The 25,462-nt window shown below is 57.5% G+C and carries 23 protein-coding genes; 16 read left to right on the top strand and 7 right to left on the bottom strand.

Annotation, left to right across the window (positions count from 1 at the left end; all coding sequences use genetic code 11):
* Positions 1–52: 52 nt before the first annotated feature.
* The 4 genes from fmt (at position 53) to KUF73_RS21085 (ending at position 4,143) form a co-directional block, all read left to right on the top strand.
* Positions 53–1,012: a methionyl-tRNA formyltransferase gene (gene fmt / locus KUF73_RS21100; RefSeq protein WP_218439959.1), complete on the top strand. Its 960-nt coding sequence runs from the start codon at positions 53–55 to the stop codon at positions 1,010–1,012.
* Positions 1,009–2,319, top strand: a complete 1,311-nt coding sequence (gene rsmB, locus KUF73_RS21095; protein ID WP_218439958.1) for a 16S rRNA (cytosine(967)-C(5))-methyltransferase RsmB — start codon at positions 1,009–1,011, stop codon at positions 2,317–2,319. The genes fmt and rsmB overlap by 4 nt, the downstream gene beginning before the upstream one ends.
* Before the next feature lie 22 nt (positions 2,320–2,341).
* Positions 2,342–3,715, top strand: coding sequence for a Trk system potassium transporter TrkA (gene trkA, locus KUF73_RS21090; RefSeq protein WP_218439957.1), 1,374 nt, complete (start codon positions 2,342–2,344; stop codon positions 3,713–3,715).
* 113 nt (positions 3,716–3,828) lie between these two features.
* Positions 3,829–4,143, top strand: coding sequence for a tetratricopeptide repeat protein (locus tag KUF73_RS21085; protein WP_218439956.1), 315 nt, complete (start codon positions 3,829–3,831; stop codon positions 4,141–4,143).
* Here the strand turns inward: KUF73_RS21085 and KUF73_RS21080 are convergent, their stop codons facing one another.
* The 3 genes from KUF73_RS21080 to tag all read right to left on the bottom strand — a co-directional run bounded on the left by KUF73_RS21080 (position 4,144) and on the right by tag (position 6,031).
* Positions 4,144–4,383 (bottom strand): PilZ domain-containing protein, encoded by a 240-nt coding sequence (locus KUF73_RS21080; RefSeq protein WP_218439955.1) that lies wholly within the window; start codon positions 4,381–4,383, stop codon positions 4,144–4,146.
* A 162-nt stretch (positions 4,384–4,545) separates the two neighbouring features.
* Positions 4,546–5,433, bottom strand: a complete 888-nt coding sequence (locus KUF73_RS21075; RefSeq protein WP_218439954.1) for a lysophospholipid acyltransferase — start codon at positions 5,431–5,433, stop codon at positions 4,546–4,548.
* Between the two features lie 40 nt (positions 5,434–5,473).
* Positions 5,474–6,031, bottom strand: a complete 558-nt coding sequence (tag, locus tag KUF73_RS21070) for a DNA-3-methyladenine glycosylase I (RefSeq protein ID WP_218439953.1) — start codon at positions 6,029–6,031, stop codon at positions 5,474–5,476.
* 81 nt (positions 6,032–6,112) lie between these two features.
* Between tag and glyQ the strand changes: the two genes are divergently transcribed.
* From glyQ to KUF73_RS21050, 4 genes are all read left to right on the top strand, one after another.
* Complete coding sequence (gene glyQ / locus KUF73_RS21065) at positions 6,113–7,066, top strand: glycine--tRNA ligase subunit alpha (RefSeq protein WP_008155694.1); 954 nt, start codon at positions 6,113–6,115, stop codon at positions 7,064–7,066.
* Complete coding sequence (gene glyS / locus KUF73_RS21060; RefSeq protein WP_218439952.1) at positions 7,063–9,117, top strand: glycine--tRNA ligase subunit beta; 2,055 nt, start codon at positions 7,063–7,065, stop codon at positions 9,115–9,117. Before glyQ ends, glyS begins: the two co-directional genes overlap by 4 nt.
* 6 nt (positions 9,118–9,123) lie before the next feature.
* The gene (gene gmhB, locus KUF73_RS21055; RefSeq protein WP_218439951.1) at positions 9,124–9,657 is read left to right on the top strand and encodes a D-glycero-beta-D-manno-heptose 1,7-bisphosphate 7-phosphatase; all 534 of its coding nucleotides are present in this window, start codon (positions 9,124–9,126) and stop codon (positions 9,655–9,657) included.
* Between the two features lie 83 nt (positions 9,658–9,740).
* Positions 9,741–10,520 (top strand): 1-acyl-sn-glycerol-3-phosphate acyltransferase, encoded by a 780-nt coding sequence (locus KUF73_RS21050; RefSeq protein ID WP_218439950.1) that lies wholly within the window; start codon positions 9,741–9,743, stop codon positions 10,518–10,520.
* 335 nt (positions 10,521–10,855) lie between these two features.
* Here KUF73_RS21050 and gyrB read toward each other — a convergent pair whose 3' ends face one another.
* From gyrB to dnaA, 4 genes are read right to left on the bottom strand one after another with little or no spacing between them, the layout of a single operon-like run.
* Entirely contained in the window at positions 10,856–13,273 is a 2,418-nt protein-coding gene (gene gyrB, locus KUF73_RS21045) for a DNA topoisomerase (ATP-hydrolyzing) subunit B (RefSeq protein WP_218439949.1), read from the bottom strand.
* A gap of 5 nt (positions 13,274–13,278) precedes the next feature.
* Positions 13,279–14,382 (bottom strand): DNA replication/repair protein RecF, encoded by a 1,104-nt coding sequence (gene recF / locus KUF73_RS21040; protein WP_095943030.1) that lies wholly within the window; start codon positions 14,380–14,382, stop codon positions 13,279–13,281.
* Between the two features lie 20 nt (positions 14,383–14,402).
* The gene (gene dnaN / locus KUF73_RS21035; RefSeq protein WP_218439948.1) at positions 14,403–15,506 is read right to left on the bottom strand and encodes a DNA polymerase III subunit beta; all 1,104 of its coding nucleotides are present in this window, start codon (positions 15,504–15,506) and stop codon (positions 14,403–14,405) included.
* Between the two features lie 39 nt (positions 15,507–15,545).
* Positions 15,546–17,066 (bottom strand): chromosomal replication initiator protein DnaA, encoded by a 1,521-nt coding sequence (dnaA, locus tag KUF73_RS21030; protein ID WP_218439947.1) that lies wholly within the window; start codon positions 17,064–17,066, stop codon positions 15,546–15,548.
* 567 nt (positions 17,067–17,633) lie between these two features.
* Here dnaA and rpmH point away from each other — a divergent pair.
* The 8 genes from rpmH to KUF73_RS20990 all read left to right on the top strand — a co-directional run bounded on the left by rpmH (position 17,634) and on the right by KUF73_RS20990 (position 25,456).
* Positions 17,634–17,768, top strand: a complete 135-nt coding sequence (gene rpmH, locus KUF73_RS21025) for a 50S ribosomal protein L34 (RefSeq protein ID WP_003213577.1) — start codon at positions 17,634–17,636, stop codon at positions 17,766–17,768.
* A gap of 16 nt (positions 17,769–17,784) precedes the next feature.
* The gene (gene rnpA / locus KUF73_RS21020; protein ID WP_028620331.1) at positions 17,785–18,186 is read left to right on the top strand and encodes a ribonuclease P protein component; all 402 of its coding nucleotides are present in this window, start codon (positions 17,785–17,787) and stop codon (positions 18,184–18,186) included.
* Entirely contained in the window at positions 18,179–18,424 is a 246-nt protein-coding gene (yidD, locus tag KUF73_RS21015) for a membrane protein insertion efficiency factor YidD (protein ID WP_081832423.1), read from the top strand. Before rnpA ends, yidD begins: the two co-directional genes overlap by 8 nt.
* A 2-nt stretch (positions 18,425–18,426) precedes the next feature.
* Positions 18,427–20,106, top strand: a complete 1,680-nt coding sequence (gene yidC / locus KUF73_RS21010; RefSeq protein WP_218439946.1) for a membrane protein insertase YidC — start codon at positions 18,427–18,429, stop codon at positions 20,104–20,106.
* A gap of 79 nt (positions 20,107–20,185) precedes the next feature.
* Entirely contained in the window at positions 20,186–21,556 is a 1,371-nt protein-coding gene (gene mnmE, locus KUF73_RS21005; protein WP_218439945.1) for a tRNA uridine-5-carboxymethylaminomethyl(34) synthesis GTPase MnmE, read from the top strand.
* Positions 21,557–22,106: 550 nt separating this feature from the next.
* Entirely contained in the window at positions 22,107–23,999 is a 1,893-nt protein-coding gene (mnmG, locus tag KUF73_RS21000) for a tRNA uridine-5-carboxymethylaminomethyl(34) synthesis enzyme MnmG (RefSeq protein ID WP_218439944.1), read from the top strand.
* A complete protein-coding gene (gene rsmG / locus KUF73_RS20995; protein ID WP_218439943.1) occupies positions 23,996–24,640 on the top strand; it encodes a 16S rRNA (guanine(527)-N(7))-methyltransferase RsmG in 645 nt (214 codons plus the stop codon). The genes mnmG and rsmG overlap by 4 nt, the downstream gene beginning before the upstream one ends.
* Before the next feature lie 18 nt (positions 24,641–24,658).
* Positions 24,659–25,456, top strand: coding sequence for a ParA family protein (locus KUF73_RS20990; RefSeq protein WP_218439942.1), 798 nt, complete (start codon positions 24,659–24,661; stop codon positions 25,454–25,456).
* The last annotated feature ends 6 nt before the right edge of the window (positions 25,457–25,462 follow it).

The raw sequence follows: 25,462 nt of genomic DNA, 5'->3' as shown, positions 1-25,462 counted from the left end.
TGCTGCGGCAAGCCTTTTTCTTTTCAAGATGCTAAGCAATAGAGAGCCCTTCATGACTGAGCCACTGCGCATCGTCTTTGCCGGCACCCCGGAATTCGCCGCTGAACACCTCAAGGCCCTGCTGAGCAGCCCTCACGAGGTCGTCGCGGTCTACACCCAACCGGATCGTCCGGCCGGTCGCGGGCAAAAACTGATGCCGAGCCCGGTCAAGCAACTGGCCCTTGAGAACAACATTGCGGTGCTGCAACCGCCAACACTGCGCAACGAAGACGCGCAGGCTGAATTGGCCGCATTGAAGCCGGACTTGATGGTAGTGGTCGCCTACGGCCTGATTCTGCCGCAGGTAGTGCTGGATATTCCGCGCCTGGGCTGCATCAACAGCCATGCTTCGCTGTTGCCGCGCTGGCGCGGTGCAGCGCCGATCCAGCGCGCTGTCGAAGCGGGCGATGCCGAAAGCGGCGTGACGGTGATGCGCATGGAAGCAGGTCTCGACACCGGGCCGATGCTGCTGAAAGTCACCACGCCGATCAGCGCCGACGACACCGGCGGCAGCCTCCACGACCGACTGGCCGAAATGGGGCCACCGGCCGTGATCCAAGCGATTGCAGGCCTGGCGGCTGGCACGCTGCAAGGCGAAGTGCAGGACGACAGCCTCGCCACTTACGCGCACAAATTGAACAAGGACGAAGCCCGCATCGACTGGACTCGCCCGGCGGTGGAGCTGGAACGCCTGGTCCGCGCCTTCAATCCGTGGCCGATCACCCACAGCACGTTGAACGGCGAAGCACTGAAAGTGCTGGCCGCGAGCCTCGCCGAAGGCAAGGGAGCAGCGGGGGAAATCCTCGGCGCCAGCAAGGACGGCTTGATCGTCGCGTGCGGCGAGCAGGCGCTGTGCCTGACCCGCCTGCAATTGCCCGGCGGCAAGGCGCTGAACTTCAGCGACTTGTTCAACAGCCGTCGTGAGAAATTCGCCCTCGGCACGGTGCTCGGTCAAACGGCGGATGCTCAATGAATCCGCGTCTGGCCGCCGCCAAGGCACTCGCCGCTGTTCTTAACGGAAAAGCCTCACTCAACAGTTCGCTGCCGACGCAAATGGACAAGGTCGAGGACCGCGATCGCGGTTTCACCCAGGACCTGGCGTTCGGTACCGCGCGCTGGCAGCCACGCTTGTCGGCGCTGGCGGCCAAGTTGCTGCAGAAGCCGTTCAAGGCAGCCGACACCGATGTCGAAGCGCTGCTGCTGGTCGGCCTCTATCAATTGCTTTACACCCGCGTGCCGGCCCACGCCGCTATCGGCGAAACCGTCGGTTGCGCCGACAAACTGAAAAAACCCTGGGCGAAAGCCTTGCTCAACGCCGTGCTGCGCCGCGCCCAACGGGAAAGCGAAGCGCTGCTGGCCGAGTTGGAGCACGATCCGGTGGTGCGCACCGCTCACCCGCGCTGGCTGCAAAAATCCCTGAAGGCGTTCTGGCCTGAGCAATGGGAAGCTATTTGCGCGGCGAACAATGCGCATCCGCCGATGATTCTGCGAGTCAACCGTCGCTATCACACACGCGACGCTTATCTCGGCTTGCTCAGCGAAGCCGGCATCGCCGCCAGCGCATGCGCTTATAGCCGCGACGGCATCATCCTCGACGCCGCCGCCGACGTGCGCAGCCTGCCGGGTTTCGCCGAAGGCTGGATCAGCGTGCAGGACGAAGCGGCACAACTGGCTGCCGATCTGCTGGATCTGGCGCCGGGTCAACGGGTGCTCGACGCCTGCTGCGCACCGGGTGGCAAGACTTGCCACATCCTCGAAGCCGAGCCAGCGCTCGCGGGCGTGGTAGCTGTTGACCTGGAAGCCAAACGTCTGGTGCGCGTGCGAGAAAACCTCGAACGCCTGGGCCTGAGCGCCGAACTGATCGCCGCCGACGGTCGTGACACCGCCACTTGGTGGGACGGCAAACCCTTCCAGCGCATCCTGCTGGACGCGCCGTGCTCGGCCACCGGCGTCATTCGTCGTCACCCGGACATCAAGCTTACCCGCCAAGCAGACGACATCACCGCACTGGCGCTGCTGCAAGGTGAACTGCTGGACGCCCTGTGGAAAACGCTGGAGGTTGGCGGCATCTTGCTCTACGCCACTTGCTCCACATTGCCCACGGAAAACACCGAAGTCATTGAAGCCTTCCTTGCCCGTACACCCGGCGCCCGTGAACTGGACCTGGCTACTGCGGCCGGGATCAAGCAACCTCATGGTCGCCAGTTGCTGGCCCAGCAGGGCGGCCACGACGGGTTCTACTACGCCAAGCTGATCAAGATCGCCGCCGCGCGCGGTTAAACGGATTCAATGGAGTGACTGGATGAAAATCATCATCCTCGGTGCAGGGCAGGTCGGCGGTTCGCTGGCGGAACACTTGGCCAGTGAAGCCAACGACATCACGGTGGTCGACACCGACGGCGAACGCCTGCGCGACCTCGGTGACCGCTTGGACATCCGCACGGTGCAGGGACGCGGTTCGCTGCCAACCGTGCTGCGCCAGGCCGGTGCCGACGACGCCGACATGCTGGTGGCCGTGACTAACAGCGATGAAACCAACATGGTCGCCTGTCAGGTTGCCCACACCCTGTTCCACACACCCACGAAGATCGCCCGGGTCCGTGAAGCCGCCTACCTGACCCGTACCGAGCTGTTCGATAACGAAGCGATTCCAGTCGACGTGCTGATCAGCCCCGAGCAAGTGGTCACCAATTACATCAAGCGTTTGATTCAGCATCCGGGTGCCTTGCAGGTGATCGACTTCGCCGAGGGCAAGGCGCAACTGGTGGCTGTGAAGGCGTATTACGGCGGCCCCCTCGTGGGCCAGCAACTGCGCCAGTTGCGTGAGCACATGCCGAATGTCGAAACCCGCGTCGCGGCGATTTTCCGTCGTGACCGGCCGATTTTGCCTCAGGGCAACACAGTGATCGAAGCGGACGACGAAGTATTTTTCATTGCCGCCAAAGCCAACATTCGTGCGGTGATGAGTGAAATGCGCCGTCTCGACGAGACTTACAAACGCATCGTCATCGCCGGTGGCGGGCAGATCGGCGAGCGGCTGGCCGAAGCCATCGAGAGTCGCTACCAGGTAAAGATCATCGAGATGAACCCGGCCCGTTGCCGCCACCTCTCGGACACCCTCGACAGCACTGTGGTGTTACAGGGCAGCGCCTCCGACCGCGACTTGTTGATGGAAGAAAACATCGCCGACGCCGACATCTTCCTGGCCCTGACCAACGACGACGAAGCCAACATCATGTCGTCATTACTGGCCAAGCGGCTGGGCGCGAAGAAGGTGATGACTATCATCAACAACCCGGCGTACGTGGACTTGATTCAGGGCGGTGACATCGACATCGCTATCAGCCCGCAGCTGGCGACTATCGGCACCTTGCTGGCCCACGTGCGCCGTGGCGATATCGTCAGCGTGCACTCACTGCGCCGGGGCGCGGCGGAAGCCATCGAGGCGATTGCCCACGGTGATGCAAAGTCGAGCAAGGTCATCGGCAAGGCCATCGAGAACATCGGTCTGCCGCCGGGCACCACGATCGGCGCGATCATCCGCGACGAAGAAGTGATCATCGCCCACGACGATACGGTGATCGAAACCGGCGACCATGTGATTCTGTTCCTTGTGGATAAAAAGCATATTCGCGATGTGGAAAAGCTGTTTCATGTGGGGTTGAGCTTTTTCTGACTCAACATTGCCAAAATCGCAGCCTGCGGCAACATCTGCACCGGTATCTGTAGGAGCTGCCGCAGGCTGCGATCTTTTGATCTTTGCTTCAAACCAGACAAAGGAATCCACAAATGATCGAATCCCTGGAAAAAATGCTCGCCAAGGGTGTGGATAACTCGTTGCTGCGCTTCGGCCTGGGCAAGGGTTATCTGGATCTGGGGGACAATGCCAAGGCTGTGGAGCATTTCCAGCGTTGCGTGGAAATCGATCCAAAATACTCGGCGGCGTGGAAGCTGTTGGGCAAGGCGCACCTGGCGTTGTCGGACCATGCCGGCGCGCGCCAGGCCTGGGAACAAGGCCTGGAAGCCGCCCGCGCTCATGGCGACAAGCAGGCGGAGAAGGAAATGACGGTGTTTATCAAGAAACTCGATCGTCAGGCGCTCTGATCAGAGGTAGCGCAAGCCAATACCTTCGGCATCCACCAGCACCACTTCCATGCGTACTCGCGGCGCGCCTGTGGGTAAGTCCTGCACCTGCCCATACACCACCGCCCCTCTGGGCAATGCCGACAAGGCCGGATGCTTAACGTAGACACCGGTGGTCGACAGATTGCGCGTCTGGCCCAGGCATTCGCCGAAGCTTTCGTGGCTGATCTTGATGCGAAATGATTTTCTGTTTTCGGACATCTTTGCGTCCTTTCCTGAACAGCGGCATGTGTGCATGTAGGAGCGAGCTTGCTTGCGATGGACGTTAAGGTTCACGAGGGCTGTCTGGCCGAACGCGGCGCTCTTACGTCCATCGCGAGCAAGCTCGCTCCTACAACTTATCCACAGATCATGCCATTTGGATCAATACCAGCGTTCTTCGCCCGGTGGACGTTTCTTGAAGCGCTTCATGCTCCACATGTACTGGCTCGGATACGCCCGCACATAGCGCTCGACCACCTGGCTCATGGCCGCGCACGACGTCTCGGTATCGGTGCTGTACATGGCTTCGGGCGCGGCTTCGAGGATAACTTTGTAGCCCGAACCGTCCGGCAGACGCAGGGCATGCAGGAACACACCGACCGCTTTACCGCCGGCCAGCATGTTCGGTACGAATTTGCTGGTCAGTGCCTGGGTGGCGAAGAACGGCACGAAGATCCCGGCGGATTCGGACGGTTCCGGGTCAGCGGGAATGCCCACTGCACCACCTTTGCGCACTTCCTTGATGACGCTGAGGATGCCTTCCTTGGTGGAAGCGGCCACTTTGTTGCCCAGTTGCACACGCTGTTTGCGCAGCAATTCATCCACAGCCTTCAGTTTTGGCGGGCGGTAGAAAATGATCGGTTTGCACTGGCTGCAATAGAAGTGGTTGAGCACTTCCCAGTTGCCCAGATGGCTGGTGATGCCAACCACGCCTTTGCCGGAGGCGAGGGCGTCTTTCAATATGTCGAGACCTTCGACCTCGCGCACCAGGTCGATGGAACGCTGGGCTGGCCAGATCCAGGCGCAGGCGCTTTCGGTCAGGGACTTGCCAATGTCTTTCAAGCTCTGGCCGACCAGACGCTCGCGCTCGGCAGGGTCCATGTCCGGAAAGCACTTGGCCAAGTTGATCCGCACCACATCGCGGGAACGGTTGGGGGTTTTCCACATCAGCCAGCCAATCGCCGAGCCGACGGCCTGCACCGCCCGCCACGGAAGCAGGGCAAACAGCCGCAGAGCGCCTACCAGCAAGGCGCCTTTAAACTTTTCCACAGGTCACTCCTGTTCTTGTGCTGTGCGCGAGGCGGCTATTCTAACCGCCGTTCGCCAGCAGCGCGTAGCGGTCACAATCCCGGGTGTGATCCATGACCATGCCCGAAGCCTGCATCAGCGCGTAGCAAATGGTCGGGCCGACGAAGGTAAATCCGGCCTTTTTCAAACCTTTGCTCATCTCCACCGCCTCGGGTGTGATGGCCGGCACTTCGGTGCGGTCCTTGAAATGATTGATCTTCGGCGTCCCGCCAACAAACGACCAGAGAAACTCGACCGGGTCCTCCAGCGCCAGCCAGGCCTGGGCATTGCGCCGGGCGGCATTGAGCTTGAGGCGATTGCGGATGATCCCCGGATCGAGCATCAATTCATCGACTTCGGCGTCGCTCATTTGCGCCACGCGCTGCACGTCAAAGCCGTACATCACCTGGCGGTAATGTTCGCGTTTGCGCAACACGGTGATCCAGGAAAGCCCGGCCTGGAACCCTTCGAGCAAAAGCAACTCGAACAAACCCTGCGCATCGCGTAGAGGCGTGCCCCACTCTTGATCGTGATAAGCCATGTACAGCGGATCTTCGGAACACCAAAAGCAGCGTGGCATAAGGCTCCAGGGGGCGTGCGCAGCAACGAATCGGGTATACTCCCGCTCTTTAAATCGCAGCCCAAGAAACAGGTGAATTTCGTGAGCCAGCCTACGCCAGCCGTGCGTACCTTCCAAGACTTGATCCTCGCCCTCCAGCAATACTGGGCCGAGCAAGGTTGTGTGGTACTTCAGCCCTACGATATGGAAGTAGGCGCCGGCACTTTCCACACCGCAACATTCCTGCGCGCCATTGGCCCGGAAACCTGGAACGCCGCTTATGTGCAGCCAAGTCGTCGCCCGACTGACGGCCGCTACGGCGAAAACCCGAACCGTCTGCAGCACTACTACCAGTTCCAGGTAGTCCTGAAGCCGAACCCGGACAACTTCCAGGAGCTGTACCTGGGCTCCCTAAAGCACGTGGGCCTCGACCCATTGGTGCATGACATCCGTTTCGTCGAAGACAACTGGGAATCGCCGACCCTCGGCGCCTGGGGTCTGGGCTGGGAAGTCTGGCTCAACGGCATGGAAGTGACCCAGTTCACCTACTTCCAGCAAGCGGGCGGCATCGAGTGCTACCCGGTGACCGGCGAGATCACCTACGGCCTGGAGCGCCTGGCCATGTACCTGCAAGGCGTGGACTCGGTCTACGACCTGGTCTGGGCTGACGGCCCGATGGGCAAAGTCACCTACGGCGACGTGTTCCATCAGAACGAAGTGGAGCAGTCGACCTACAACTTCGAACACGCCAACGTCGAGAAGCTGTTCGAACTGTTCGATTTCTACGAAAGCGAAGCCAAGCGCCTGATCGAACTCGACCAGCCGCTGCCGTTGCCGAGCTACGAAATGGTGTTGAAGGCCTCCCATACCTTCAACCTGCTGGATGCGCGCCGGGCGATTTCCGTCACCGCGCGTCAGCAATACATTCTGCGTGTACGCACCCTGGCGCGTTCCGTTGCGCAAGCCTACCTGCTGGCTCGCGCCAAGCTCGGCTTCCCGATGGCGACCCCGGACCTGCGTGACGAAGTACTGGCCAAGCTGGAGGCTGCACAATGAGTGCTCTGGATTTTCTGGTTGAACTGGGCACTGAAGAACTGCCACCCAAAGCCCTGAACACCCTGGCCGAGGCGTTTCTTGCCGGTATCGACAAAGGCCTGCAAGCCGCCGGCCTGAACTACGAGACCAAAACCGTCTACGCGGCGCCACGTCGTCTGGCGGTGCTGATCACTTCGCTGGCTACTCAGCAGCCGGATCGCAGCATCAACCTCGATGGCCCGCCACGTCAGGCTGCGTTCGATGCTGATGGCAACCCGACGCAAGCGGCACTGGGTTTTGCCAAGAAGTGCGGCGTCGACCTGAGCGAAATCGATCAGAGCGGCCCAAAACTGCGCTACAGCCAAAGCATTGCCGGCAAGCCGACCGCCAGCCTGCTGCCGACCATCGTCGAAGATTCCCTGAACGACCTGCCGATCCCGAAGCGCATGCGTTGGGGTGCCCGCAAGGAAGAATTCGTTCGTCCGACCCAATGGCTGGTGATGCTGCTCGGTGACCAGGTCATCGACTGCACCATCCTCGCGCAGAAGTCCGGTCGTGATTCCCGCGGCCACCGTTTCCATCATCCGGAAACCGTGCGCATCGGTTCGCCATCCAGCTACCTCAATGACCTGCGTGCCGCTTACGTGCTGGCCGACGCCAACGAGCGTCGCGCAATCATCAGCAAGCGCACCGAAGAACTGGCGACCCTGCAGGAAGGCACCGCCATCGTGCCGCCGGACCTGCTCGATGAAGTGACTGCGCTGGTTGAGTGGCCGGTGCCGCTGGTGTGCTCGTTCGAAGAACGCTTCCTCGACGTGCCACAAGAAGCGCTGATCACCACCATGCAGGACAACCAGAAGTATTTCTGCCTGCTGGATATCGACGGCAAGTTGCTGCCACGTTTCATTACCGTGGCCAACATCGAGAGCAAAGACCCGCAGCAGATCATCGCCGGTAACGAGAAAGTGGTTCGCCCACGCCTGACCGACGCCGAGTTCTTCTTCAAGCAAGACAAGAAGCAGAAACTCGAAGACTTTAACCTGCGCCTGCAAAACGTGGTGTTCCAGGAAAAACTCGGCAGCGTCTACGACAAGGCCGAGCGCGTTTCCAAACTGGCCGCTTACATCGCTCAGCGCATCGGCGGCAACGCTGCATGGGCTTCCCGTGCCGGTCTGTTGTCCAAATGCGACCTGGCGACCGAAATGGTCGGCGAGTTCCCGGAGATGCAAGGCGTTGCCGGCTACTACTACGCCCTCAACGATGGCGAGCCGCAAGACGTAGCGCTGGCGCTGAACGAGCAGTACATGCCGCGCGGTGCTGGCGCTGAGCTGCCAACCACCCTGACCGGTGCGGCCGTGGCCATCGCTGACAAGCTCGACACGTTGGTCGGCATTTTCGGCATCGGCATGCTGCCGACCGGCAGCAAAGACCCGTATGCCCTGCGCCGTGCCGCACTCGGTGTGCTGCGCATCCTGATCGAGAAGCAACTGGATCTGGACCTGAACGATGCCGTGGCCTTCGCTGTGAATGCGTTCGGTGCCAAGGTGAAAGCTGCCGGCCTGAACGACGCCGTGCTGGAGTTCATCTTCGACCGTCTGCGTGCTCGTTATGAAGACGAGGGCGTCGACGTCGCGACCTACCTGTCGGTACGTGCGCTGAAGCCGGGTTCCGCCCTGGACTTCGACCAACGTGTTCAAGCAGTCCAAGCGTTCCGCAAGTTGCCGGAAGCGGCTGCCCTGGCTGCCGTGAACAAGCGAGTTTCGAACTTGCTGAGCAAGGTTGAAGGCTCGGTTCCGACCGTCGTCGAAGCGAAGTACTTCGACAATGCCAACGAGTTTTCCCTGTATTCGGCGATTCAGCAGGCAGACCAGGCTGTTCAGCCAATGGCTGCGGCGCGCCAGTACAGCGAATCGCTGGCACGCCTGGCCGCCCTGCGCGAGCCGGTCGATGCGTTCTTCGAAGCAGTGATGGTCAACGCGGAAGACGCCAAGGTCCGCGCCAACCGTTATGCCTTGCTGGCGCGTCTGCGTGGGCTGTTCCTCGGCGTCGCCGATATTTCGTTGTTGGGGTAAGACTGTTTGAAACTGCTGATTCTCGATCGGGACGGAGTGATCAATTACGACTCCGACGCTTACATCAAGTCGGTGGAGGAGTGGATTCCAATCCCCGGTTCGATCGAAGCCATCGCGCAGTTGAGCAAGGCCGGCTGGACGGTAGCAGTTGCTACCAACCAGTCGGGCATTGCTCGTGGCTATTACGACATTTCCACCCTTGATGCGATGCACGAGCGCTTGCGCGCGCTGGTGGCGGAGCAAGGTGGTGAAGTTGGGCTGATCGTCTATTGCCCGCACGGGCCGGACGAAGGCTGCGATTGCCGCAAGCCAAAACCCGGGATGTTGAAAAACATCGCCGCACATTACAACGTGTCGCTGACTAATCTATGGTTCGTCGGCGATAGTCTCGGTGACCTGGAAGCCGCCAAAGCCGTCGATTCTCAGCCAGTTTTAGTTAAGACCGGGAAAGGCGAAAAGACTTTGGGCAAGACCCTACCGGTAGGCACCTTGATTTTTGACGATCTGGCGGCGATTGCCGCAGAACTTATCCACAATTAGAGTGCTTCTGATATTCCTGACCAAGGATTGATCGGGAGTGCGCTTAAATTAGGCGGGCAATGCCCGCAACGGTAAACGTCGCCATGTCGATACTGCAGGCCATCAGAACCTTCCTCTTTTACCTGCTACTGGGCACCAGCTCGTTGCTGTGGTGCAGCCTGAGCTTTTTTATCGCGCCATTTCTGCCGTTCAAGGCACGTTATCGCTTCATCAACGTGTATTGGTGCCGCTGCGCCTTGTGGCTGAGCAAAGTGTTTCTGGGTATCCACTACGAAGTGAAGGGCGCCGAGAACATCCCGGCCCAACCCTGCGTGATTCAGTCGAACCACCAGAGCACCTGGGAGACTTTCTTCCTCTCGGCCTACTTCGAACCCTTGAGCCAGGTGCTGAAGCGTTCATTGCTCTTCGTGCCGTTCTTCGGCTGGGCCATGGCCATGCTGCGTCCTATCGCGATTGACCGGGACAACCCGAAAGCCGCGCTCAAGCACGTGGCGAAGAAGGGCGATGAGCTGTTGAAAGACGGCGTCTGGGTGCTGATCTTCCCCGAGGGCACCCGTGTTCCCTACGGCACCGTCGGCAAGTTCTCGCGCGGCGGTAGCGCCTTGGCGGTCAATGCCCAACTACCGGTGCTGCCGATTGCGCACAACGCCGGCAAGTTCTGGCCGAAAACCGGCTGGGCGAAGCAGCAGGGCGTCATCACCGTCATCATCGGCACACCGATGTATGCCGAAGGCAGCGGGCCACGCGCAATCGCCGATTTGAACGACCGGGTACAAGCCTGGAATGAGCAAATGCAGCGGGAAATGGGCTCGTTGCCACCGGCACCAAAAGCGCCAATTGCGAACGATCAGGTGGCTGTCTGAGATTCTGTGGATAACCTGTGTACCGTTTACTTGAAAAACGTCTTATTTTTCTTGTAACTTTATGATTTATATACATATTTCATAAACAGGTAAAAAACCGAAAAACGTGCATAAGTTTTTTCGGGCGCAAAAAAACCGGCTGATATAGCCGGTTTTTTTATGCGTGGCATGTGGAATTTTTAAGATCAAAAGATCGCAGCCTTCGGCATTTGAAAATGCGATCCGTGTAGGAGCTGCCGAAGGTTCGGGCCGCGCTCCGACGATCTTTGCTTTAAACAAATAAAAAGGCCAACGCGAGAGCGTTGGCCTTTTTGGTTTGGCGGGTTACCGAGGGATCAGAAGTCCAGGTTGGAAACCGCCAGAGCGTTGCTTTCTATGAAGTCGCGACGTGGTTCGACCGCATCCCCCATCAGGGTGTTGAAGATCTGGTCCGCGCCAATGGCATCTTCAATGGTCACTTTGAGCATTCGGCGCTGGGCTGGATCCATGGTGGTTTCCCACAACTGATCCGGGTTCATTTCGCCCAGACCTTTGTATCGCTGAATGGTGTGACGCTTGGTGCTTTCAGCCATCAGCCATTCAAGCGCTTCCTTGAACTCGGTGACCGGTTTCTTGCGCTCGCCACGCTGGATGTACGCGCCATCGTCCAGCAAGGTGCTCAGTTGAGCGCCCAGAGACACGACAGTTTTGTAGTCGTTGCTGCCGAAGAAGTCGCGGTTGAAGGTGACGTAGTTCGACAGGCCATGGGAGATCAGTTCGACCTCTGGCAGCCAGACGTTACGTTCACGGTCTTCACGCAGGCTGGCTTTGTAGACCAGGCCGGATTTTTCCACAGTCCGCAGGCGAACTTCGTACTGAGCCATCCAATTCTGCATCGCTGCGTGATCGGACAATTGCTCCAGGCTGACAGCTGGCAGGTAGATGAAGTGTTCGGTCAGTTCCTGTGGGTACAGACGCGACAGACGCTTGAGAGTCTTCATCACCAGACGGAAGTCATTCACCAGACGCTCAAGGGCTTCACCGGAGATACCAGGCGCGTCTTCGTTCAGGTGCAGGCTCGCATCTTCCAGGGCCGATTGCGTCATGTACTCTTCCATGGCGTCGTCGTCTTTGATGTATTGCTCTTGCTTGCCTTTCTTGACCTTGTACAGCGGTGGCTGAGCGATGTAGATGTAGCCACGCTCGATCAGCTCCGGCAACTGACGGAAGAAGAAGGTCAGCAGCAAGGTACGGATGTGCGAACCGTCGACGTCAGCATCGGTCATGATGATGATGTTGTGATAGCGCAGCTTGTCGATGTTGTACTCGTCGCGGCCAATGCCGCAGCCCAGCGCGGTGATCAAGGTGCCCACTTCTTGCGAAGAGATCATCTTGTCAAAGCGCGCTTTCTCAACGTTCAGGATCTTGCCTTTCAACGGCAGGATGGCCTGGGTGCGACGGTTGCGCCCCTGCTTGGCGGAGCCGCCAGCAGAGTCACCTTCCACGAGGTACAGTTCGGAAAGGGCAGGGTCTTTTTCCTGGCAGTCAGCCAGTTTGCCCGGCAGGCCGGCGATATCCAGCGCGCCTTTACGGCGTGTCATTTCACGGGCTTTACGCGCTGCTTCACGCGCGCGAGCCGCGTCGATCATCTTGCCGACAACGAGCTTGGCTTCGTTCGGGTTTTCCAGCAGGAAGTCAGAGAAGTACTTGCCCATTTCCTGCTCGACCGCGGTCTTCACTTCGGAAGACACCAGCTTGTCTTTGGTCTGGGAACTGAACTTCGGATCCGGCACTTTCACCGAAATAATCGCGGTCAGGCCTTCACGGGCATCGTCCCCGGTAGTGGCGACTTTGTGCTTCTTCGCCAAGCCTTCAGCTTCAATGTAGGTGTTCAGGTTACGCGTCAGTGCGGAACGGAAACCCACCAGGTGAGTCCCGCCATCGCGCTGCGGAATGTTGTTGGTGAAGCACAACAGATTCTCGTTGAAGCTGTCGTTCCACTGCAGGGCGATTTCCACGCCGATGCCGTCTTCACGTTGGATGTTGAAGTGGAACACCTGGTTGACCGCAGTCTTGTTGGTGTTCAGGTATTCAACGAACGCCCGCAGGCCGCCTTCGTACTTGAATAGCTCTTCCTTGCCGCTGCGCTCATCCTTGAGGACGATGCCAACACCAGAGTTGAGGAAGGACAGTTCACGAATCCGCTTGGCCAGGATGTCCCAGCTGAAGTGAATGTTCTTGAAGGTCTCAGCCGACGGCTTGAAGTGAATCTGGGTGCCGGTGGTTTCGCTCTCGCCGACGATTTTCATCGGCTCTTGCGGAACACCGTGGACGTACGTCTGTTCCCAGATTTTGCCGCTGCGGCGAACGGTCAGGATCAATTCTTTGGACAGGGCGTTTACTACCGAAACACCTACACCGTGCAGACCGCCGGATACTTTGTAGGAGTTGTCGTCAAACTTACCGCCGGCATGCAGCACGGTCATGATGACCTCGGCTGCCGAAACGCCTTCTTCTTTGTGCACGTCTACCGGAATGCCACGGCCGTTGTCGCGAACGGTGATGGATTCATCCGGGTGGATAATGATGCTGATGTCGTCACAGTGGCCGGCGAGAGCTTCGTCGATCGAGTTATCGACCACTTCGAACACCATGTGGTGGAGACCGCTGCCATCGTCGGTGTCACCAATGTACATACCGGGACGTTTGCGTACGGCATCCAGGCCTTTCAGCACTTTAATGCTCGTTGAGTCGTACGTATTTTCTTCGCTCAATGCCTTCACTCCCGATGGTCGTGGGTCTGGGTGATACGGCCCTGTTCCACGTGGAACAGAGCGACTGGCGTTTCCGTCTGCCAGCCTTCCCTCAATAATTCGTGATCTACACAGGTGATAAATACCTGGCAGCGTAAGTCTTCCAACAAGCGGCAAAGCGCGCGACGGTGATGCTCGTCCAGTTCAGACGGCAGGTCATCCACCAGATAAATACACTGACCGCGTCTGGCCTGGCTGACCAGATGTCCCTGGGCAATCCGCAAGGCACAGACCACTAACTTCTGCTGTCCACGGGACAAGATATCCGCGGCATTGTGTGCGCCCAATCTGAGACGCAAATCAGCGCGTTGTGGTCCGGCCTGGGTATGACCCATTTGCTGATCCCGCTGAAGGGATCCGGCGAGCACTGCGCTTAGCTCTCGGTCTTTGTCCCAACCTCTGTAATAGCTGAGCGTTAAGCCCTCGAGCTCAACCAGTTCGCTCAAGGTCTGTTCAAAGACTGGTTTCAAGGCTTTGATATAAGCGCGGCGGTATTCATCAATTTCAGCGCTTGCCTGGCACAGTTCCCTGTCCCAAACCGCTTGCGAAACGGCGTCAAGTGTACCATGCCGCAGCCAAGAGTTTCTCTGGCGCAGGGCCTTCTGCAAGCGCTGCCAGGTAGACATGAAACGTGGTTCCACGTGGAACACACCCCAGTCGAGAAACTGCCGGCGAATTTTCGGCGCACCTTCCAGCAAGCGAAAGCTGTCGGGGTTGATCAACTGCAGCGGCAGGATCTCCGCCAGCTGTGCCGCACTACGGGCGTTCTGCCCGTCGATGCGGATTTGAAACTCGCCCTGGCGGTCCCGCGAAATGCCTAACGCGCTCTGGCCGCCTTCGGCCAATTCAACCTGGCCGAATACCGTGCATGCCAGTTGCTCGTACTGAATGACCGGTAGTAGACGGGTGCTGCGAAACGAACGGGCAAGCCCCAGCAGATGTATGGCTTCCAGAACACTGGTTTTGCCGCTGCCGTTGGCGCCGTAAAGAATATTGATTCGGGGGGAGGGGGAGAAGGTCACCGGGTGCAGATTGCGCACCGCGGTGACCGAGACGCGACTTAAAGACATCTAGCTTCTGCTGGACATGATTACAGACGCATCGGCATGACAACGTAGGCCGAATCATCGTTGTCAGACTCTTGTACCAGCGCGCTGCTGTTGGAGTCGGACAGGATCAGACGAACCTGCTCGGTGGTCATAACGCCTAGGACGTCGAGCAAGTAACTCACGTTGAAGCCAATTTCCAGGGTGCCACCGTTGTATTCAACGCCTACTTCTTCTTCCGCTTCTTCCTGCTCCGGGTTGTTCGCCTGGATCTTCAACTGACCGTTGGCCAGTTGCAGGCGGATGCCACGGTACTTCTCGTTGGATAGAATCGCAGTACGGCTGAACGCTTCGCGCAGTGCCTGGCGATCACCGAGTACAAGCTTGTCGCCACCCTTCGGCAGAACACGCTCGTAGTCAGGGAATTTACCGTCGACCAGTTTCGAGGTGAAGGTGAATTCGCCGGTGGTGGCACGAATGTGGTGCTGACCCAGAACGATGCTGACGATGCCGTCCGGCTCAGTCAGCAGGCGTGCGAGTTCAAGGATGCCCTTGCGTGGCACGATCACCTGGTGGCGATCCGGCTGACCGATGTCGGCCTGCATCGAGCACATGGCCAGACGGTGACCGTCGGTGGCCACGGCGCGAATGATGCCGGCAGAGACTTCCAGCAGCATGCCGTTCAGGTAATAACGTACATCCTGCTGGGCCATGGCGAAGCTGGTGCGTTCGATCAAACGACGCAGTTTGCTTTGCTCCAGGCTGCAAGTCAGCGAACCCGGGCCTTCTTCCACCGTCGGGAAATCGTTGGCCGGCAGGGTCGACAGCGTGAAGCGGCTACGGCCAGCTTTCACCACGAGCTTCTGTTCGTCGACCTTGATGTCGATCAGCGCATCATTCGGCAAGCTTTTGCAGATATCCATCAGCTTGCGCGCAGGCACGGTGATGGAACCCGGTTCAGCAGGCTCCTCGAGTTGAACACGACCGACCAGCTCGACTTCCAGGTCGGTACCGGTCAGCGACAGTTGCTGGCCTTCGACAACCAGCAGCACGTTGGAGAGCACCGGCAAGGTCTGGCGGCGCTCGACTACGCCTGCGACCAGTTGCAGGGGTTTCAACAGGGCTTCGCGTTGAATGGTGAAATGCATGGTCTAGTCCCTTGCCTTAATAAGCTGCGCTGGTGTTCATCAAGTGGTCAGTGTACGCAGCAGGTTCTTGTAGTCCTCGCGGATGTCCGCGTCGGATTCCTTAAGTTCGTTGATCTTGCGGCAGGCGTGCAAAACAGTCGTGTGGTCGCGACCGCCAAACACATCACCGATTTCCGGCAAGCTGTGGTTGGTCAGTTCCTTGGACAACGCCATGGCGACCTGACGCGGACGGGCGACCGAACGCGAACGGCGTTTGGACAGCAAATCCGAGATCTTGATCTTGTAGTACTCGGCGACGGTGCGCTGAATGTTATCCACAGAGACCAGTTTGTCTTGAAGCGCCAACAAGTCTTTCAGTGATTCGCGAATCAGCTCGATGGTGATGTCGCGGCCCATGAAGTGCGAGTGAGCGATTACGCGCTTGAGCGCTCCTTCCAATTCACGGACGTTGGAACGAATACGCTGGGCAATAAAGAACGCTGCGTCGTGCGGCAGCTCGACTTTGGCCTGATCGGCCTTCTTCATCAAAATCGCCACACGGGTTTCCAGCTCAGGCGGCTCGACGGCAACCGTCAGGCCCCAGCCGAAGCGGGATTTCAGGCGCTCTTCAAGGCCTTCGATTTCTTTCGGGTAGCGGTCACTGGTAAGAATGACCTGCTGGCCACCTTCAAGCAGGGCGTTGAAGGTGTGGAAAAACTCTTCCTGAGAACGTTCCTTGCGGGCAAAGAACTGAATGTCATCGATCAGCAAGGCGTCCACCGAACGATAGAAACGCTTGAACTCGTTGATAGCGTTCAGCTGCAAGGCCTTGACCATGTCGGCCACAAAGCGCTCGGAATGCAGGTACACGACCTTGGCATTCGGGTTCTTCTTTAATAGATGGTTACCCACAGCATGCATCAAGTGGGTTTTACCCAGACCGACGCCGCCATAAAGGAAGAGCGGGTTGTAGCCGTGCTTGGGGTTATCCGCTACCTGCCAGGCCGCAGCCCGGGCCAGTTGGTTGGACTTGCCCTCAACGAAGTTTTCGAACGTGAACGTGCGGTTCAGGTAGCTGGTGTGCTTGAGCGCACCTTCAACCTGCACGGTGCGCTGTTCAGAGCGAACCGGTGCTTGTTGGGAGCTGGCACCGGCCATTGGGTCGAAACTGTCGCGCGAAGGTTCTTCTTCAGTGACCGAAGCGAGTTTTTGTGTCGCACGCTTGGTGGGTGCGGCGGCTGGGGGCGGAGCGCTGACCGGCGTCGAGGCAGCCTGTATCTGCGATGCCGCAGCGGCCGCCAGCGGAGCATTCGGAGCCGCACGCGGCGCGGAACTGCGTTTGCTGCCTATTAATAAGGAAAGCGCTGGAGCCATACCGTTGCCGTGCTCGTCCAGCAGTTCCAGGACGCGACCCAGGTATTTTTCATTTACCCAGTCCAGAACAAAACGGTTGGGTGCATAGACACGCAACTCGTCGCCTTCGGCTTCGACCTGTAGTGGACGGATCCAAGTGTTGAATTGTTGGGCAGGCAGCTCATCGCGCAAAAGCTCTACGCACTGCTGCCAAAGTTCCACTGACACGGATATCCCCTAAGTTGAAAGCCGGTGAGGCAAAAACAAGCGGCCATTGTAGCGACCGGACGCTGACTTATCCACACGAAGGTTCATCACGCGCCGACAAGAATCGACGTTATATACGCAAAAAAGACGACCAGTGGTCTGTGCATAAGCTCTGTGGATAACCGGGTCTAAGCTCATTGCACAACTGGGGGCGAAACTCGGTGGATAACCTGCCTGTGGATAAACCCGCCTTTCACACACAGGTTATCCGACAGCGCAGCACAGGCTGATCACGGTTTTCCACTGTAGTTGTCATTCTCTGTACATCAAGTGATTCAAGGGCTAAGGGCAGTTATCCACAGATGATCGCGTCCCTAGCTTTTATAAGCTTTACAGAAAAGCTTTAAATACTTTCCTTCTTTATTTTTATATTTGGGTAATGAGCTGCGCACGGAAAAACCCCAAGAGATCTATTTATAAGGAAACGTTGGTTGGAAATTGACCTAGAGGCTTGCTTTCTCTAGAATCCCCGGTCTCTTAAAACGGGGGCCATTCCGGCCCGTTGTGGACGAACCAGGTAACACGACAATGAAACGTACTTTCCAACCAAGCACTATCAAACGCGCTCGTACCCACGGTTTCCGTGCTCGCATGGCTACCAAGAACGGCCGCGCAGTCCTGTCGCGTCGTCGCGCCAAAGGTCGTGCGCGTCTGGCAGTTTGATAATCCGGTACTGGAGGTGAGTCAGGACTTCAGTCGGGAAAAGCGTCTGCTTACTCCCCGGCATTTCAAGGCAGTCTTTGACTCCCCTACCGGCAAGGTTCCGGGGAAAAATCTCCTGCTCCTTGCACGCAACAACGATCTTGATCACCCCCGTCTAGGGCTGGTTATCGGGAAAAAGAGCGTAAAGCTCTCCGTTGAGCGCAATCGCCTCAAACGTCTGATGCGCGAATCGTTTCGTCTGAACCAGGATTCACTGGTCGGCTGGGACATTGTTATCGTCGCGCGCAAAGGTTTGGGTGATGTAGAAAACCCCGAATTGATTCAGCATTTCGGCAAACTCTGGAAGCGTCTGGCACGCAGCACGCCAGTACCAGCAGTCAAAACCGAAACTGTAGGGGTAGACAGTCCAGATGCGTAAACTGGCACTCGTTCCGATCCAGTTTTATCGCTATGCCATTAGTCCCCTGATGGCCAGTCACTGTCGTTTCTACCCCAGTTGTTCCTGCTACGCGTTAGAAGCCATCGAAAATTATGGCCTTCTGCGCGGTGGCTGGCTGACCTTTCGTCGTTTAGGTCGCTGTCATCCGTGGAATCCCGGTGGTTATGACCCGGTTCCACCTATCCCTACCTCCCGTTCTTCTTCGATGGCCGAGTAATCATGGATATCAAACGCACGATCCTGATCGTCGCCCTGGCAATCGTGTCCTACGTTATGGTTCTTAAATGGAACCAGGACTATGGCCAGGCTGCCCTGCCGACTCAGAATGTTGCTTCCAGTACTACCGCACCGGGCCTCCCGGATACGGCAACTGGCAATAAAGCGTCCGTCAGTGACGACATTCCACGCGCTGCAAACGATACCAGCGCACCTGCCGAAACGCCGGTAGCCGCAAGCACCGACCTCATCCAGATCAAAACGGATGTGCTCGATCTGGCTATCGATCCACAAGGTGGTGATGTCGCTCAGCTGAAGTTGCCGCTGTATCCACGTCGCCAGGACCATCCGGAAATTCCATTCCAGTTGTTCGATAACGGCAACGAGCGCACTTATCTGGCTCAAAGCGGCCTGATCGGCAGCAACGGCCCGGACGCGAGTCCTGCCGGTCGTCCGGTTTACTCCTCGGAGAAGAAGATTTATCAACTGGCTGACGGTCAGGACCAATTGGTCGTTGATCTGAAGTTCAGCAAGGACGGCGTCAACTACATCAAGCGTTTCACCCTGAAACGCGGCCTGTATGACGTAACCGTTTCTTATCTGATCGACAACCAGAGCGCCCAACCCTGGTCCGGTGCGATGTTCGCGCAATTGAAGCGTGACGCCAGCTCCGATCCTTCTTCCAGCACCGCCACCGGCACCGCGACTTACCTGGGCGCAGCCCTGTGGACAAGTTCCGAGCCGTACAAGAAAGTGTCCATGAAGGACATGGACAAGGGTCAGCTGAAAGAATCCGTTACCGGTGGTTGGGTTGCCTGGCTGCAACACTACTTCGTGACAGCATGGATTCCGGCCAAGGGCGAAAACAATGTCGTCCAGACCCGCAAAGACAGCAAAGGCAACTACATCATTGGCTTCACCGGCCCGTCGCTGACTGTCGCGCCAGGTGCCAAGGCTGAAACCAGTGCCATTCTGTACGCGGGTCCAAAAAGCCAGGCTGTGCTGAAAGAGTTGTCCCCAGGTCTGGAACTGACTGTCGACTACGGCATTCTGTGGTTCATCGCTCAACCGATCTTCTGGTTGCTGCAACATATCCACGCCATTGTGGGTAACTGGGGCTGGTCGATCATCTTCCTGACCATGCTGATCAAAGGGCTTTTCTTCCCGTTGTCGGCTGCCAGCTACAAATCCATGGCGCGCATGCGTGCAGTGGCACCGAAACTGGCCGCGCTGAAAGAGCAACATGGCGATGACCGGCAGAAAATGTCGCAATCCATGATGGAGTTGTACAAGAAAGAGAAGATCAATCCGCTGGGTGGTTGCTTGCCAATCCTCGTGCAGATGCCGGTTTTCCTCTCGCTGTACTGGGTTCTGCTGGAAAGCGTTGAAATGCGTCAAGCGCCTTTCATGCTGTGGATTACTGACCTGTCGATCAAGGACCCATTCTTCATTCTGCCGATCATCATGGGTGCAACCATGTTCATCCAGCAGCAGTTGAACCCGACTCCTCCGGATCCGATGCAGGCCAAGGTGATGAAGCTGATGCCAATCATCTTCACCTTCTTCTTCCTGTGGTTCCCGGCAGGTCTGGTTCTGTATTGGGTTGTGAACAACTGTCTGTCGATCACCCAACAGTGGTACATCACTCGTAAAATCGAACGGGCTACCAAAGCAGCCGCTTGATTTACACTGTGGATAACCACTCAAAACGCCCCCTAGTGGGGCGTTTTGCTATCTGTCACTTTTGTCTGGATACCGGTTTATGAGCGTTCCTCGTGAAACCATCGCCGCCGTTGCAACCGCTCAAGGTCGCGGCGGTGTAGGCATCGTCCGCATTTCCGGGCCATTGGCCAGCGTTGCGGCCAAGGCCTTCAGCGGCCGTGACCTCAAACCACGATTTGCCCACTATGGCCCGTTCCTTGGTGACGACGATGAAGTGCTGGATCAGGGTATTGCGCTGTATTTCCCGGGACCGAATTCGTTCACCGGTGAAGATGTGCTGGAACTCCAGGGCCACGGTGGCCCGATTGTTCTGGATATGTTGCTCAAGCGCAGCCTTGAACTGGGTTGCCGTCTGGCTCGTCCGGGAGAATTCAGCGAACGCGCATTCCTCAACGACAAACTTGACTTGGCCCAAGCCGAAGCCATTGCCGACCTAATCGAAGCCAGTTCTGCACAGGCCGCTCGAAACGCGCTGCGTTCTTTGCAAGGCGCCTTTTCGGCTCGTGTGCATAACCTCACCGAGCAATTGATCGGTCTGAGGATCTATGTCGAGGCTGCAATCGATTTTCCGGAAGAAGAAATCGACTTCCTGGCCGATGGCCACGTGTTGAGCATGCTCGACAAAGTACGCGACGAGTTATCCACCGTATTGCGCGAAGCCGGGCAGGGTGCCTTGCTGCGCGATGGCATGAACGTGGTGATTGCCGGCCGTCCAAATGCCGGTAAATCCAGCCTGCTCAATGCCCTGGCCGGTCGCGAAGCGGCCATCGTGACCGAAATTGCCGGCACTACTCGGGATGTTCTTCGCGAACATATCCACATTGATGGCATGCCGCTGCATGTGGTCGATACCGCCGGTCTGCGCGATACCGATGATCATGTGGAAAAGATTGGCGTCGAGCGGGCATTGAAAGCTATCGGCGAGGCGGATCGCGTACTGTTGGTCGTCGATGCCACGGCTCCAGAAGCACTTGATCCCTTCGCTTTGTGGCCGGAATTTCTCGAAACCCGGCCAGATCCGGAGAAAGTCACCCTCATTCGTAACAAGGCAGACCTCACGGGCGAGGCAATTGCCCTCGAAGTCAGCGCTGATGGCCATGTCACCATCAACTTGAGTGCCAAGTCTGCAGGGCTAGGCCTGGAGCTGCTGCGCGATCATCTCAAGGCCTGTATGGGTTACGAACAGACCTCTGAAAGCAGCTTCAGCGCACGCAGACGTCATCTTGAGGCGTTGCGTCATGCCAGTTCTGCTCTTGAGCACGGCCGCGCTCAGCTGACATTAGCTGGCGCTGGAGAATTATTGGCCGAAGATTTACGCCAGGCGCAACAATCCTTAGGCGAAATCACCGGCGAATTCAGCTCCGACGATCTTTTGGGCCGGATTTTCTCCAGCTTCTGTATCGGTAAATAGTCCTCCCGTTGTCAGCAGACAGGCCGTTCGTGCCTGTCTGTTCTCCCCTTTTCTGAAAGCGGCCCGAAGTGCTGAGCAGATTTTTCCTGCTTGAGCGGATTTTCTGCGGCCAAAATTTGTTCGCTAAGCGATTTTCTGTGGATTAAGCCCTGTGAATAACCGCGACTAAGGGCAGTTGATAACAGGGCCTGAAAACTGAAAATAACCACCCCTGTGGATAACCACTGCTTTAATCCACAGGCTTAGACCGGTTATCCAAGGGCCTCCTTGGCACATGACCACAGGGTTTCAAATCTCTGTACACATTGAAAATAAAGGCCTGTATTAATCTATCCACAGAAATGTGGCTCAGTAGAAATAAACATAAAAACAAAGATTTAATAAATTTCTTTCTTTTTAATTTCTATAACCGCAAGTTCTCCACAGCTGGTTAAATTTTGTGCAAAGGGTTCTTTAGGAAGGGCGAAGTCCCTATACTTGTCGACCAGGTCCAAAAACCTGAGCTCAAACTATTCCTGAATTACCTACTTAAGCAGGCACGAGGTGCGTGGTGGATTTCCCTTCCCGTTTTGAAGTGATCGTCATCGGCGGCGGTCATGCCGGTACCGAGGCAGCACTGGCCTCAGCACGTATGGGGGTTAAAACCCTGTTGCTGACGCATAACGTGGAAACCCTCGGGGCCATGAGCTGCAACCCCGCTATTGGTGGCATTGGCAAAAGCCATCTGGTCAAGGAAATTGACGCCCTGGGCGGCGCGATGGCCATGGCTACCGATAAAGGCGGAATTCAATTTCGCGTATTGAACAGCCGCAAAGGCCCCGCCGTGCGTGCAACCCGTGCACAGGCTGACCGGGTTCTGTACAAGGCCGCTGTCCGCGAAATCCTCGAAAACCAGCCGAACCTGTGGATATTTCAGCAGGCTGCTGACGATCTGATCGTCGAGCAGGATCAAGTACGCGGTGTGGTGACCCAAATGGGTCTGCGTTTCCTGGCCGACTCTGTGGTTTTGACCACAGGTACATTCCTCGGTGGACTTATCCACATCGGTATGCAGAATTTTTCCGGCGGACGTGCCGGTGATCCACCGTCGATCGCCCTGGCTCAGCGTTTACGCGAACTGCCGCTGCGTGTCGGTCGCCTGAAAACCGGGACGCCACCCCGTATTGACGCTCGTTCTGTGGATTTCTCGTTGATGACCGAGCAGGCAGGCGATACGCCAATCCCGGTGATGTCGTTCATGGGGTCCAAAGAGCAACATCCACGACAGGTGAGCTGCTGGATTACCCATACCAACGCTCGCACCCACGAAATCATTGCTGCGAACCTTGATCGTTCGCCGATGTACTCCGGTGTGATCGAAGGTATCGGCCCGCGTTACTGCCCGTCGATCGAAGACAAGATCCACCGCTTTGCCGACAAGGATAGCCATCAAGTATTCATCGAACCGGAAGGGCTGACGACCAACGAGCTGTACCCGAACGGGATATCCACATCCCTGCCGTTCGACGTGCAGTTGCAGATCGTGCAATCGATCCGCGGCATGGAAAACGCGCACATCGTTCGTCCGGGTTATGCCATCGAGTACGACTACTTCGATCCGCGTGACCTGAAATACAGCCTGGAAACCAAAGTCATCGGCGGTCTGTTTTTCGCCGGCCAGATCAATGGCACCACCGGTTACGAAGAAGCCGGTGCCCAGGGTTTGCTCGCCGGGGCTAACGCTGCACTGCGTGCCCAAGGTAAAGATGTCTGGTGTCCGCGTCGCGATGAGGCGTACATCGGAGTATTGGTCGATGACCTGATTACGCTCGGTACTCAAGAGCCGTATCGGATGTTTACGTCCCGTGCCGAATATCGCTTGATCCTGCGCGAAGACAATGCCGACCTGCGCTTGACCGAAAAAGGTCGAGAACTGGGTCTGGTGGACGACGCGCGTTGGGCAGCATTCAGCAAAAAACGCGAAAGCATCGAGCAGGAAGAGCAACGCTTGAAAAGTACCTGGGTACTCCCAGGCACCGAGCAGGGCGATGCCATTTCCGAAAAGTTCGGTACGCCGCTGACTCACGAATACAACTTGCTCAATCTCTTGAGCCGTCCGGAAATCGACTACGCTGGTCTGATCGCTGTAACAGGCGGGGGCGCAGAAGATCCACAGGTTGCCGAGCAGGTCGAAATCAAGACCAAGTACGCGGGCTACATTGATCGCCAACAGGATGAAATCGCTCGTCTGCGGGCCAGCGAAGACACCAAACTGCCTGTGGATATCGATTACACAAATATTTCCGGACTCTCCAAAGAGATCCAGAGCAAGCTCGGTGCGACCCGTCCGGAAACCCTGGGCCAGGCGTCACGTATCCCGGGCGTCACACCGGCAGCCATTTCGCTGTTGATGATTCATTTGAAAAAACGCGGCGCGGGCCGTCAGTTGGAGCAAAGCGCTTGAGTTCGTTGGTCACCTCGCAACATGCCGAAGAGTTATCCACAGGTGCTCGTCAACTCGGCGTCACACTGACAGAAACCCAGCACGCGCAGCTGCTGGGTTATCTGGCCCTGTTGATCAAATGGAACAAGGCTTACAACCTGACCGCCGTGCGCGATCCGGACGAAATGGTTTCGCGTCACTTGCTCGATAGCCTGAGCGTAATGTCGTTCATCGAAGATGGCCGCTGGCTCGATGTGGGCAGTGGTGGCGGCATGCCGGGAATTCCGTTGGCGATCCTGTTTCCAGAGTCCCAAGTGACCTGTCTGGACAGCAACGGCAAGAAAACCCGCTTCCTGACCCAGGTCAAACTCGAACTCAAACTGGATAACCTGCAAGTTATCCACAGTCGCGTCGAAGCTTTCCAGCCTGCTCAGCCATTCAACGGGATCATTTCCCGGGCATTCAGCAGCATGGAGAACTTCAGCAACTGGACTCGCCACCTCGGCGACAGCGAAACACGTTGGCTGGCAATGAAGGGCGTTCATCCCGCCGATGAGCTGGTAGCATTGCCGGCAGACTTCCACCTCGATAGCGAACACGCCCTGGCCGTACCCGGTTGCCAAGGCCAACGCCATCTGCTGATACTGCGCCGCACGGCATGATTGGGAACACAAGCAAGAATGGCTAAGGTATTCGCGATTGCGAACCAAAAGGGTGGTGTGGGCAAGACCACCACCTGCATCAACCTCGCAGCATCCCTGGTGGCAACCAAGCGCCGGGTGTTGTTGATCGATCTCGATCCACAAGGCAACGCCACCATGGGTAGCGGTGTGGATAAACACGGCCTGGAAAACTCGGTCTACGACCTGCTGATCGGTGAATGTGACCTGGCCCAGGCCATGCATTATTCCGAACACGGTGGTTACCAGTTGTTGCCAGCCAACCGCGACCTGACCGCCGCCGAAGTGGTTCTGCTGGAAATGCAGATGAAGGAAAGCCGCCTGCGCAGTGCGTTGGCGCCGATCCGTGAAAACTACGATTACATTTTGATCGACTGCCCGCCGTCGCTATCGATGTTGACATTGAACGCGCTGGTTGCGGCCGATGGGGTCATTATCCCCATGCAGTGCGAGTACTTCGCTCTCGAAGGTTTGAGCGACCTTGTGGATAACATCAAGCGTATTGCAGAGCTGCTGAACCCGAACCTCAAGGTCGAAGGCCTGTTGCGCACGATGTACGATCCGCGCCTGAGCCTGATGAACGATGTTTCGGCGCAGCTCAAGGAACACTTCGGCGAACAGCTCTACGACACCGTGATTCCGCGCAACATCCGTCTGGCCGAAGCTCCGAGCTATGGCATGCCGGCGCTGGCGTACGACAAGTCATCGCGCGGTGCCGTTGCCTATCTGGCTCTGGCTGGCGAAATGGTTCGTCGTCAACGCAAAAACTCACGCATCGCCGCTGCCCAGCCAACTTAAGGAATC

Source organism: Pseudomonas sp. PD9R, from assembly GCF_019200975.1.
In the GTDB taxonomy this organism is placed as follows: Bacteria; Pseudomonadota; Gammaproteobacteria; order Pseudomonadales; family Pseudomonadaceae; genus Aquipseudomonas.
This window is presented reverse-complemented; position numbering and strand designations above follow the sequence as displayed.